Source organism: Sulfurimonas lacustris (genome assembly GCF_059705355.1).
In genome coordinates this window covers 1819380-1831497 of sequence record NZ_AP046125.1, presented here as the reverse complement: position 1 = coordinate 1831497, position 12118 = coordinate 1819380, and the positions used below count along the sequence as shown (strand labels likewise).

At 35.7% G+C, this 12118-nt stretch carries 16 protein-coding genes; 15 read left to right on the top strand and 1 reads right to left on the bottom strand.

The features are described 5' to 3' along the window. The first annotated feature begins 1160 nt into the window (after positions 1-1160). The 12 genes from AC6H4V_RS09500 (at position 1161) to AC6H4V_RS09445 (ending at position 9909) form a co-directional block, all read left to right on the top strand. Positions 1161-1403 carry a hypothetical protein gene (locus AC6H4V_RS09500; RefSeq protein WP_497606647.1) on the top strand — a complete coding sequence of 81 codons (243 nt, stop codon included), beginning with the start codon at positions 1161-1163 and terminating at the stop codon, positions 1401-1403. Beyond that, positions 1387-1860, top strand: coding sequence for a hypothetical protein (locus AC6H4V_RS09495; protein WP_497606646.1), 474 nt, complete (start codon positions 1387-1389; stop codon positions 1858-1860). The genes AC6H4V_RS09500 and AC6H4V_RS09495 overlap by 17 nt, the downstream gene beginning before the upstream one ends. Positions 1861-2084: 224 nt before the next feature. Continuing rightward, positions 2085-2336, top strand: coding sequence for a hypothetical protein (locus tag AC6H4V_RS09490; protein ID WP_497606645.1), 252 nt, complete (start codon positions 2085-2087; stop codon positions 2334-2336). Positions 2337-2380: 44 nt separating this feature from the next. Beyond that, positions 2381-3178 (top strand): P-loop NTPase family protein, encoded by a 798-nt coding sequence (locus tag AC6H4V_RS09485; RefSeq protein WP_497606644.1) that lies wholly within the window; start codon positions 2381-2383, stop codon positions 3176-3178. Between the two features lie 303 nt (positions 3179-3481). Further along, complete coding sequence (locus tag AC6H4V_RS09480; RefSeq protein WP_497606643.1) at positions 3482-3805, top strand: hypothetical protein; 324 nt, start codon at positions 3482-3484, stop codon at positions 3803-3805. After that, positions 3792-4169, top strand: coding sequence for a hypothetical protein (locus AC6H4V_RS09475; RefSeq protein ID WP_497606642.1), 378 nt, complete (start codon positions 3792-3794; stop codon positions 4167-4169). Before AC6H4V_RS09480 ends, AC6H4V_RS09475 begins: the two co-directional genes overlap by 14 nt. Positions 4170-4174: 5 nt before the next feature. Next, positions 4175-5920: a type IV secretion system DNA-binding domain-containing protein gene (locus tag AC6H4V_RS09470; protein ID WP_497606641.1), complete on the top strand. Its 1746-nt coding sequence runs from the start codon at positions 4175-4177 to the stop codon at positions 5918-5920. A gap of 43 nt (positions 5921-5963) precedes the next feature. Then, positions 5964-6173, top strand: a complete 210-nt coding sequence (locus AC6H4V_RS09465; RefSeq protein WP_497606640.1) for a hypothetical protein — start codon at positions 5964-5966, stop codon at positions 6171-6173. 74 nt (positions 6174-6247) lie between these two features. Next, positions 6248-6577 carry a hypothetical protein gene (locus AC6H4V_RS09460; protein WP_497606639.1) on the top strand — a complete coding sequence of 110 codons (330 nt, stop codon included), beginning with the start codon at positions 6248-6250 and terminating at the stop codon, positions 6575-6577. A gap of 11 nt (positions 6578-6588) precedes the next feature. Next, complete coding sequence (locus AC6H4V_RS09455) at positions 6589-6828, top strand: hypothetical protein (protein ID WP_497606638.1); 240 nt, start codon at positions 6589-6591, stop codon at positions 6826-6828. Then, positions 6806-8077 carry a DUF1206 domain-containing protein gene (locus AC6H4V_RS09450; protein WP_497606637.1) on the top strand — a complete coding sequence of 424 codons (1272 nt, stop codon included), beginning with the start codon at positions 6806-6808 and terminating at the stop codon, positions 8075-8077. The genes AC6H4V_RS09455 and AC6H4V_RS09450 overlap by 23 nt, the downstream gene beginning before the upstream one ends. Next, positions 8077-9909: a type IV secretory system conjugative DNA transfer family protein gene (locus AC6H4V_RS09445; RefSeq protein WP_497606636.1), complete on the top strand. Its 1833-nt coding sequence runs from the start codon at positions 8077-8079 to the stop codon at positions 9907-9909. The genes AC6H4V_RS09450 and AC6H4V_RS09445 overlap by 1 nt, the downstream gene beginning before the upstream one ends. Here AC6H4V_RS09445 and AC6H4V_RS09440 read toward each other — a convergent pair. Beyond that, positions 9871-10712 (bottom strand): IS5 family transposase gene (locus tag AC6H4V_RS09440; protein WP_497606173.1). Its coding sequence is split into 2 segments (ribosomal slippage): positions 9871-10313 and positions 10313-10712, totalling 843 coding nucleotides; the frame shifts between segments, so codons are not numbered across the junction. The two genes, AC6H4V_RS09445 and AC6H4V_RS09440, sit on opposite strands and share 39 nt — an antisense overlap. A 194-nt stretch (positions 10713-10906) precedes the next feature. On the opposite strand from AC6H4V_RS09440, the gene AC6H4V_RS09435 reads away from it, so the two are divergent. From AC6H4V_RS09435 to AC6H4V_RS09425, 3 genes are all read left to right on the top strand, one after another. Further along, on the top strand, positions 10907-11221 hold the full coding sequence (locus AC6H4V_RS09435) for a hypothetical protein (RefSeq protein WP_497606635.1): 315 nt from the start codon (positions 10907-10909) through the stop codon (positions 11219-11221). Positions 11222-11335: 114 nt separating this feature from the next. Continuing rightward, the gene (locus tag AC6H4V_RS09430) at positions 11336-11836 is read left to right on the top strand and encodes a hypothetical protein (protein WP_497606634.1); all 501 of its coding nucleotides are present in this window, start codon (positions 11336-11338) and stop codon (positions 11834-11836) included. A gap of 63 nt (positions 11837-11899) precedes the next feature. Continuing rightward, entirely contained in the window at positions 11900-12118 is a 219-nt protein-coding gene (locus AC6H4V_RS09425; protein WP_497606633.1) for a hypothetical protein, read from the top strand.

The following is a 12118-nucleotide window of genomic DNA, read 5'->3' as shown; positions in this document are numbered from 1 at the left end:
TATACAACAATGAGTTTTCGGTCTCAGTGGAGCACTAACCCAAGGGTTATCTCCTCAAAACCGAGTCTACAAATCTAAAATCACATGTTTCCCAATTTTTTCAACTTCCGTACAACTTCGCAACCCAACCAAGCGGATATAGCACTGCAAAATGCAAATACAAATCCTGTATCATTTACTACAAGCAAGGCAGAGGGGCATAATGTTATGATGAATCGTCGACCAAAAAATTTACACTACAAAAAAAGAAACCGCCCTTAACTATAAATTGCGGAAGCAATTTATCTCTAAATGCGCGTTTACGCGCATTGAATTTTTCACACTTAAATTAAGCTTAATGAATTCTTAAAGAACAATGTCTATCTTTTTCATAAACTTTTAAAATGCTTACACTCTTTATTAAGAGTCCTTACTTAGTTATAGTACCGTTACTAAATGGAAGTATTTAAAAGAAGTTCCACCATGAGTTAAGAGCTGGTTTGAAATGTATGAGAAAGTTAAAAAGATAGACAATATCAAAAGTCAAATAATCGAGTTTTCGGATATCTTAAAAACCATATGAACTCTATTAAACATAAATTTTTTAGTGCTGCTTTTTTATAAGAAAAACTAGGTTTTCTTATAAAATTTTCCACTCTGTATCTTTCTTTAAACATTGTTGTCTTCTGCTAAAATACACTCTTTACTATTATAAAAACACCTAAAAATATGCTCTGAAATGCTAGACACCTTACGCAACCTGCTCGGTAGTACAATAAAGCCCCTATTCTAGTAGCTTAGTCGCTGTTTTTTGCTCCGCCAAAATAAAAATATTTTTTTCTCAAATATCGTGTTTTAGATGATTAGAAAGGGGTTTCATTTCAAATTATTTCAATCTTCTTTCAAAATCATTTCAAAAAATGTAAAAAATTGATTTTGATAAGAAAATATTATCAAAATAGGCTATTTTTACTCTTTTCTTATCAAAATCAATTATTTTTAAGCGAAATATATTTTTTATAATATCCTATTTTATGGGATTTGAGCTTGGTATAATTTCAAACTGTTTCAATCTTCTTTCAAAATCATTTCAAAATATATTAAAAAAGTAAAAAAATTATGAATACAGCTAAAGAGGTAAGTTTTTATCTCTTTAAAATTTTCATAATGGAGAAAACAAAATGACTGATTTTGAACGATTTATAAGCGAGAATAAACCGGCAGGACCAGGAAGATATAAACAGTATGAAACCGATATTTTATACCTTTTAGCTTCAAAGCGTTCTGCTAAAGATATAAAAGAGTTTTTGGATTCTAAGCATATAGCTCCGGTAAGTATGGCCACTATATATAGTTATGTCAGAAAGCTAAAAGAGAACTATGACATAGCTTCAATAAGGGTAGAAGATGAGACCAATCGATAAATTTATGAAGTCAAATAAGCCGCTTGAAAGATCCAAATTATCTGAACTTGATGAAGATATTTTAGAGTTGCTTATTAATAAATTCAAGCCAAAGCAGATACACGAATATATAATGCATAGAAAGATATTTATAACTCAAAGGCGTGTATATCAGTATATTAAAGAATTGCAGGCAAGAGACAATCCAAAAGCTACCGTACCAAATGTAAAAAGTAATACCGTTGTAGCTACTCCAGCTGTAGTTGAGAAAGAGAATGAAGTAATTAGCGACTCACTGGCGCAAGAGATGCAAATAGAGGAAAAGGAAGAATCTACAAGAGAGAAAAGAGCTAGGCTGTTTGCAGAGAAGGCTAAAACACATAAGACGCCACCCATGGAGGAAGTCTTTGATAAAACCGAATCGAAAGCAGAAGGTGAAATTAAAATATGGAAACCTACCGATAGATACAAGACTTAAAAAATGGAAAGATTGAAATGGCCAAATATGCACTGCCCTCAAAGAGAACAGTGCATGAAGAGTAAAACAAGATGGATAGTATGCACTCTTAGAAAAGAGTACATTTGCAATCAACTCATTAAAGAAGAGATTGATAAAAAAAACTCTAAGAATGAAGAAAAATTATGAATACATATAGAGAGACAAAAAACAGATTTTATCTCTAAATAAAAAAAGGACATACGATGGGAGAAATTTTAGAATTATTCTTTAGACCAAATAAAAGCAACATAAGATATATGATAAGTATCTTAGATGCAAGCTTACCGGCAGTAGAAAAATTAACAGACAGTGATTATGCATATCTGCATGGGCGTTTAGACAGTATGAAGTATGCGATTACGCTATTTTGCAAGAATGATAAAGAGTTGCTTACAAAGTGGCAGAAGCTAGCGGATAAGGTTTCATATAAAAAATATGAATATGGTTGTAAGTAAGTATTTTTTTACTTGCTTAATTTAAAAAAAACAGGAGATATCAAATGATAAATATAGTAATCAACACAAAAGGCGGCGTAGGAAAAAGTTCGGTTAGCTCTCAATTTTTGAGTGCTTATATCAATGCAAAAACAAACGATAAAGTAGAGTTTTATGAAATCGATGATCAAAACGAGAGTATAAAAAGTATGTCAGAATCACAAATACTTGAATCCAACATTGTTAAAGTTGAGAATGTAAGTAAGTTTGTAGAGGAGAGTATCCTATTTGAAAATGATGTTGTAGTAGATGTAGGGGGAAATATTACAGCCGTTATGTTCCTGCAAAAGCTTAAAAGCTTAGGTGGTTTTGTAGCGCCTACTACTTACTTTATACCTATGTTTGACGGTGACCAGGACGCTAAAAACGCTGCCGATACTTTTAATCTTATCAGAGAGTTTGATAAAGATAGTAAGATAATCTATGTCTTAAACAGATGCACGAATACAAGCAATCAAGAGCTTATGGAGAGAGAGTTCATAGACTTTTTCGGAAGTGATGTTTTAGATGTTCCTGCAATCATAAAAGATAAAAATACATTTCATATCGCAATCAATAAAAACGCTATCTACAATGTTGTAGGTAAACTTAAGAAAACGATAACGGAAGTGGCATTAGACAATTATGATGAAGAGTATAAAAAAGCTGCTCTTGAATTCTTTGCAGATAAATCTAATCAGGACCTTTATAAAAAAACAAGACGATTTATGTTTTTAAAAGAGCAGTCTATCATCGCAAAAGGTATTTTAGAAAATGAGTATGACGGCTTGTTTGATGAGTTAGATAGAATTATCAAGAAGTAGTAATCCACAAGAGGGTGATTAATCCTCTTGTGTTTTTGATTAGTATAAGTATGGCACAAAGACCATAAGCACCAAAAAGATTACTACAAATTTGATGAACAAGCTAAGCCTTTCATAGGAAGATCACCACCCACCCACAAACCTATAGACAAAAAAAAAGGCCATAACTCAATAAAGAGTCATAGCCTATCTTCCAGCGCTTAGTTAATCAGACCAAGCTTTCAGAACTTAACTTGTTTCAAGAGAAATTATATCAAAAAATTATGAATATATATGAAACTATAAAAAAGGAGTCATACAACAATGACAACGGAAGAAATTGAAAAATTAATAATCTCGTTTGATGCTGCTGCCATAGCAGTAGAACAACTCGTAAAGAGTTCAAATGAAATCATTGAAACCAATCGTGAACTAAAAGCCATGATTGACACGAAAGCCTACCTTGAGCATACTCAAGGGGATATCCTCAAAAATCTCACACAACAAAACATTCTCTACAAATCATTGATATATTTGATGGATAGCGACAAAGAGACGGTAAAAGAGATCATGTCGAGAGCTGCGAAGTCAAACGATAAAGAAGTCGTAGCTTTTTGGCAAAAGAGGATTAACGATGGCGAGCAGTGACTTTACTTTCAAGCAGGCGGAGTCACTGCTTGAAGAGCTAAAAATCATAACTCCTACACTGGAAGACCTTCTTAAGAGGGCTAAGGAGATGAAAGATACAAACAAAGAGGCTTTAGCTTTAAACAAAGAGCTAGAAGGTAATTTGAGATCTTTTGATTTTACCATCAAGCAATCAATCAACGGTGAGCTAGACAAACGGCTCAAATCCCTTGAAAGATTTGATGAACTTGAAAACAGCATTAATAGAAATATTGCGTACCTAAAAAAAGCGGCAGAAAAAACAACCACGCTTAAAAGCATGAACTGTTTTCTGCTTATGGTCGCAGTTGCCGCCGCTGTTTTTTACGCCGCAAAATATCTATAAAAATTATGAATATAGACAGAGAGATAAAAATCAAAAATTTATCTCTTAAAAAAACAAAAAAAGGATTTATCATGGGTTACAGAAATTTTCAAAACAGAGTAGTTAGGCTCAAACTAATGAGCGCATACATAGCGAAGATAATATCAATCGCTTTCATCTTCCAAGCATTTGTCTTTGCGTATTTGCTCACAAATAACTTAAAAAAAGTCGAGGAATTCAATCTCAAAACATATGCAAAAAGCATATTTAAGGCTAAATCAGAGCCGTACACGACCATAAAACAGGAGCAAGAAGCGATACTGATAGAAAATGGAACAATACCGCTGATATTGAGTTTTGGTACATATTTCTTGATTTTTGGTATTTTTTATCTTTTTGCACGAAAAGATGCAGAAGCTCAAGTAAAAGAGGCGAGAGGCGCAAAGCTGGTTAGGCTTGATGAGCTTGTGAAATCTCTGAAAGCATACAAAGACAAGTATATAGCTATTGGCGGTTACGATAAGAGGACTCATATCCTCACAGAGGCGGATGATATATCTCTAAAGCTGGATAAAGCTAAAGAGATGAGCTATAGAGAGCATAGCATTGAGATACCTGAGAATTTTGAATATACGCACTTCTGCGTAATAGGTAAAAGCGGCAGCGGTAAGACTTCGCTTATCAATCCGACGGTAGAGCAGATACGAGAGCGTGGCGACAGGATGATCATTCATGATTACAAGGGAGATTTTACTAAAAACTTTTACAAAGTAGGTAAGGATTTGATTTTTAATCCTACGATACCGGATAGATGTGTCAAGTGGAGCGTCTTCAACGACATCGATAACAAAGAAGACATGAGAGCATTAGCTCACTCTTTGATACCTGCTCCGGTTGTCGGAGAGGATGCGTTTTGGAAAAATGCAAGCCGAGACATTTTAGCAGCATGTCTCATGTCGCTTTTTGAGAGTGGTAAGAAATCAAATAAAGATATTTATGAGCTTGTTACAAGCCCTAATGCAACGATAGAGGAAGCTTTAAGATCATCCGTATCGGCTAGTAAATACGCTTACGCATTCGACCCGTCAAATCAAAAGACCCTAAACTCTTTGATGTCGGTATTTAGAACCTATACATCATGCTTTGAGTACCTGGCGGATATTGATGGGGATTTTAGTGTTCGCGATTGGGTTAAAAACTCCTCAAAAAAAATTTTTGTGCAAAACCGAGAAAATATCAAGGAAGCAATATCTCCGGCTCTTACGCTCTTTATCGACACTATTAGTAGGGAGCTGCTGAGTCATGATGATAGGACGGACAAGACAATCTTTGTCCTTGACGAATTTGGGCGACTCAACAGAATGAGCAGCGTTCTAGACTTGCTTACTAACGGCAGAAGCAAAGGAGCGAGCGTATATATCTTAGTTCAAGAATTTGCGCAAATCGAAGCAAAGTATGGCAAGGAGGGCAGAAAGACTATCGTAAACGCTTGCTCAAATCAGATCTACTTTGGCATAAACGATGCAGATAGTGCGAAAGAGATCTCTGCACAAATCGGAGAAGAAGAGAAGACCCAAGAGGATGAGTCTATCCATCATAAAACTCAAGTAGAAGATATGGAGGGCTTAAATGTCAGAAAACACAAAAACATCAAAAGCGTAGTCTTACCGAGTGAGATACTTAATCTCAAAGAGCGAGAGTTCTACATTAAGCTCAACGGGCTTGACTGGACTAAATCAAAAGTATTCATTAAAAATTATGAATATAAGTAGGAGAGATAGTTTTTATCTCTCTTAAAAATAAAAGGAGAAAAAAATGGAAAACAATCACGACCCGCACAAAGTCCAAGACCCATATAAGGTTAAAGACTCTTATGCAAACAATCATGACCCCTACAAGACAACTCATGACCCGTATGCAAGACGAGATTATTATAAAAATAAACCAAAAAGCAAAGGTAGCAACCTTTTTGCACTTGTAATTTTGGCGGCTTTATTGGGTGCTTTTTTAGCACTTAGATTTTAATTGAAAAATTATGAATATACATAAGAGAGAGTTAAAAAACTCTCTCAAAAAATAAACAAGACAAAGGATTTAACATGGTACTACAGTTCACAATCGAAGATTTAGATTTACAAGTTGCGCTTACGACAGGCGCTGAAGCAGCAGGAATGGAAGTTAACGAGTTTGCAAAAACAATGCTTTCCTACTCTTTTAACACTTCTCAAGCAATGCTAGGCGTGCAACAGGTGGCGACATTTCTAGAGGGTACTTTATTACAAAAGATTACGGAGATACTAATCAACACTTATGCGACAAGACATCAAGTGACTAACCTGCATGCGGATCTATTGGGTGAACACGAGCAAAGAGCGTTAGACATAGCAGTTGAAGCTAATGAGCTAGCTTCAGAAGCTGCATTAAATTAGGGAGGTGTGAGATGTATAACAATTTCAACAGAAGACAATATGAGTCAAACAGAAAAGATAAATTAATCGGTGATATTTTCGTTGCCGTCGGTTCGGCATTAGTTGTATTTATTCTTTTTTCTCTTGTGCCAAATGATGAAGAGCTAGCTAAGCAAGTTGATCCTAAAGGCTATGCTATAGCTAAAAAAATGGAAGAAAAAAGAGATGAGCTACTAAAAGGGGCATCAAATGCAATCTTCGGTAAAGAATGATAACCACGAAAATATGACAGAAGAGATGGAGAGGCTTAGACAAGAAAATGAGTATCTTAGAGATCAGCTTCATGAAAAAGATGATCCATATAAAAACATACACGACCCTTACAAACCGAAAGATGATCCATACACTAAAAAAAATGACCAATATACAGTAAATAGAGGTTCTTATGATAGTGCGATGGAGAGACGCAACAATGCGGAACGTGTACAATTGGGTTCGGCTGTAGGAATCATAGGCGCTCTTGCTATGCCCGCAAAAGCTCAAATGTTAGGTGCAGTTGCAGCAAAAGGCTTGGCTGGGATGGGTTTAACTTCTCTTGCAGGTATGGCAGCAATACCGGGCGGAGCATTATTGTTAGGTGTGGGAGCAGGACTTATGGCAGGCGGTATAGCTGCTATTGCATTAAATTCTGTCTATAAAGGTATTAGAAGCAATATGTCTGCTCTTAAAAATATGCCTAAATTAGAATACAGCAATAATCCCGACTATAAATCTTCCACAAGATATGAGCCTGAGAGAACTAATCCTAATTCAAGAGGCGCATATCAAGAGCAGGTAAAACAAAAGGATAAAATCGGCGGACATATCCAAAGTGTCAAAGATAAATTCAAAGAGGGCAAGGATATAACCAATGATGTTAGAGATATTCAATCGCTCAAAAGCTTAAGTGGCTCTCAAAAAAAAGAGTTAAATAGACTCCAGAGCGATAATATCATTAGAAACGCTGCAAATGACAAAGACAATCCTAGCCGTTTAGCGGATGCTCCGGCAATTTCAAAAGAGTTGAACAAGCACCACGAGCAGCATAATATTCCACACAAGGAGATGATGGAGATTAGAAAAAATGTTCTCTCAAGATTAGGCGAACATTACGACAATCAAAACATTAACCGCAACGGTAAAATCATGGATAGTGATGCAATTCCCGGTATAAAAGCGCAAGAAGCTCAAGCGTCTCAAGCAGCACAAACTACATTTCATGATGTAAAGCTAGATAATGAAAAGGCAAAAGAGACTCAAGCGGAAAAACAGCCAAAAACTAAACAATCCGCCGCAACGGTTCAAAAGGCTCAAGCAAATGTATCGGCTCATACTAAAAACATGGGAAAGCCTATTGCCGGTTTGTCAAATCAAAAGCCTGCACCGGCTCAAGCACCTCAAAAACAAAGCCAAAATCAAAATCAAAATTCATCAAGCTCTTCAAAGCAGGCTAAAGTCACAGAAACAGAGAGAGGCAGATAATGGAAAAGCTAAGAACGGATATTGAAAAAAATATCAACTCCAAAACGTATAGAGCCTGGGAAAAATTAGAGCATGAATCTCAAATGCGGTTTAAAGCGTGGGGTATTGAGCAGAGTATATACTTTGCTCCTACGATTGCCGTCATGTTCGTATATTTTTTATTTGGACTTATACAGGATATGGACCTGCCTTACAATCAAAGTTTTGATTTTTTTAGTGCTACATTTTTTTATATTCTTATTATCACAGCGGCTATAAATCTATTTCTTTTGAAATATTTCAAGCCTCTTTTTGATGACATCATGAAAAAACACTCTCAAGATCTAAGTGAAGATGTTTATCAAAAGGGTGCAAAGTTCGCTAATACTAAAGAGTATAATCAGACCATAGAGCACTTCTTAAAAACAGAATTTGAGATAAGCAAAAGCAGTTCAACTTTAGAGACTTTTAAAGTACCTCTGCAAAAGCTCTCACACGACGATGATAAGAGATTTGAAGTAGAGCCGCAGGATATGAAGATACCTCGTATCTCGCTTGCAACCGGTTTATGCATTATGGGTTCACCGGGTAAAGGTAAATCAGTTCTCATTAATCGCATAATTAATCAAATCCCAAATAATGCAAATACCAAAACCGTAATCATCGATGTCAAGGGTGAATTTGTAGAGAAGTTTTACAACCCTTTGACGGATTTTATCTTATGCCCAGCAGACCTAAGAAGTGTTAAATTCGAGCTATACAAATTCATTAAAACTCATGTGGATGCAGGAGTTATAGCAGATATATTAATCCCGGACGATAAAAACACACCAGACCTGCATTGGTCCAGTGCAGCAAGAGCAGTCATGGAGGGTATCTTAGTCAAAGCAGCTAAAAGAAAATTATCCAATAAAGAGATATTTGCTATGGTTAGCGATGCAAAACTGCTCAACGAGCTTAAAAACGACGAAGATATCAGAAATATTGTATACAACTTTCTAAGAGGCGATGTTACTGAGGATGCACTCTCGAGAGAAACTGCTTCAATCCTCTCTACACTTGCAAGAAAAGCTAAACCATTGCAATATCTTAAGTATGCGGATGATTTAGATGGTAATGATTTCATTGAGTTTAAAAGCTGGCTGGGCGACGGCAAAGGCGGTAAACTCTTTTTACTTGCTACAGATAATTTAAGCCGTGTATTTAGTCCTCTTTATGGTGTTATTACAAGTTATCTCATCTCTTCCATTCTTGAAGGAGCTGATAATCGTGATTTAAATTTTTATTTCATACTCGATGAGCTGCCTCGTCTAGGTAAAGCTTTAGGCGAAAATCTTGAAAAAGCTTTGGCGGTAGGACGCTCAAAAGGCATAAAGATCATCATGGCAATGCAGTCATACAGCCAGATAAAAAAAGAGTTCGGAGAGAAAGAAGCGGAGAGCATATTAGACACTACCAATAGCTATGTGATATTCCAGAACAACATCGGAGCGGAGTTTTTGGAAAAATACTTTGGTAAAACAACAGTGCTTAGAAACGATGAGAGTTTTAGTTTTGGTATGGACTCTATGACGGACAGGGTAACGGTATCTCGCAAAGAGGTAAAAGAGGCTTTAATCGATAGCGCAGAGATAAGCAGGCTCAATATATTTGAGTTTTACGCAAAGATAGAGGGATGTGCTGATGTGCTTAAGGGCCGATTGGCTGCAGAGTTTATACTTAGCAAAAATATACCTAAGTATCTTGAAAATCCAAAAATGACAATTGAGGCGCTTGAAAAAGAAGTCAGATATATAATAGACTTCTTGCATAACCTAACATTTTATTCCAAATCCTCGATCTGCGTTAATTAAAGCACATATCAGATTGAAGCGTAAACCAAATCGTTTTCTGCGATTTCGGTACTTTTCTCCAAGTATTTTAAATGTTTTTATTTTAGCATTCACATGCTCAACGCATATGCGAGCAGATGCTTTCATTTTGTTGGAAAGCTTATCTTCTTTTGTAAGAGGATGAAGTTTGGTTTTTTTCTTTGGAATATCACTATTCATATGAAGAGAATTGATTCCAAGATAGCCAGTATCTACTTTTACATTGGTCTCTTTTTTGATTGGCAATCTCGATTGTTTGAACAGCTTAAAATCGTGGATATTATGTACGCTAACAGCGGTACAAATAATGCGTTGATTGCTATCAATCACGATTTGTCCTTTGGCTGTATGTCGCTTTTTCTTTCCACTGTAGCATCTTTGTTGCCTTTTTTTGGGCGTTGAACTGAGCATTCAGTTGCATCGATAACGATATAATCAAGTTCAATTCCTCCATCTTCATATAAGGCTTTTTTACCAGGTAGTGAAAATTTACCTGATTGTATCAATACGCTCTCCATCTCTTGAATCACTCTTGATACTGTCGCTTCACTTACGCCATAGTCAAATGCAATATGTGCCATACTCCTATACTCTCGATAGTATCCCAACATAAGCAATAGCTGGTCTGCAATCGACAAAGTATTTGGTTTCCCGCCTCTGCTCTTTTTGGCTTTATGATACTCTTGGCATACTTCAAGCATCAACCCAAATGTCTCTTTTTTTACCCCTACCAATCGTTTAAAATCAGTCGGTTTCATTTTTTGCAATCGTTCATATTTTTCCATACAAACAAAAAGCAATTTCTGAACCGCTTTTTGGGTTATGCAAGAAGTCTAATCAAGTATATTGAAAACAATTTTATCAACACCACAAATGTACATGAGAGAGGTTTGCTTAACAAGCCTACCGTAAAAATCATGATGTAATTCAAAAAATTATGAATATATACGAAACCACAAAATAAAGGAGGTAAAACAAAATGAAATTTGGATTTTTTGGAGGTGCGATACTTCTGATGCTAACGCTTGTATTTAGCTACATAGCTATTCAAAATAACAAAATAGCAAAAGAGATAACGCTTAAATCCTTTGGGCTTGATAAGCCAAAAGCTCAAGCACTACAACAGCAGCCGGCAGTAAATGACAACAATGCTTCGATGGTTCAAGACACAAATGAAACTAAAAGAGAGAACACGCCTAAAGTTGAAACTAAAGAAGCAGAAGCAAAAGATGATAAATGGCAAAAGTTTGATGAGAAGTTTAAAGACTTTGATAAGAAGTTTGAAAATTTCTGAAAAATTATGAATACATATAGAGAGATAAAAAACAGATTTTATCTCTCCGGAATTAAGCAGAGGTTGTGCTTTTTTAAGCACTTGAAATTTTAACACAAAAACAAAGGATTCAAAATGTTAAGAAAAACATTATCAATGGCTATGGCGAGTTTAGTAATCAGCAGCAGTTTATCTGCATATACAGCGAGCAGAATTTATGCAGGCGTAGGCTCTAACGATACTGTAGAAGCTGGATTTACTTTAATTAATGTACCTACTTTAACAGTGGGTGATTTTAACTTCAAGAAAATCGATGAAGATAAAAAATTGTATAAAGGTGCAATTTTCAAAACATTTCAAGTTGTGCCTGACGAACATGGGGTAAATATCGGAATTGGTATTGTACATAGCGATATATATGACGAAGCCATCACAAAGCCGACTTTAAGCATGGCTTATGAGAACAAATGGTTCTTTATAAAGAGTTATTTAGCGGATGCTGAAAATAACGGCATCGATGTCGAAGTACCTCTCTATAGAACGGATGAATTTTGGTTTAATATCGCTGCTTCTTACAATGAGGTTCAAGACCTCGAACAAAGAAACGCGCTTGTTAAAGCGTATTTTATATTTTAACCATAGTTCCAATCCGTCTTTACGGATTGGGTAGTTTATTTAAAAAAATACAGGAGATATAAAATGAGAAAGATGATTAAAGTTGTAAGTTTATTAGGTTTATTGGCTATGGCAAGTGTATTTACAGGGTGTGCAAGCATGAACGCCGCAATTGAAGATGCAGCTAAGAGCACTTCTGATTTTTTGTCAAAAGGTGACGGTGCACTTGAAAGTATGCAAAAATTAGGTAAATGCTCCGGCAATCCAAATGATCCGAATTGTCGTTTATCGCCAAAAAAATAA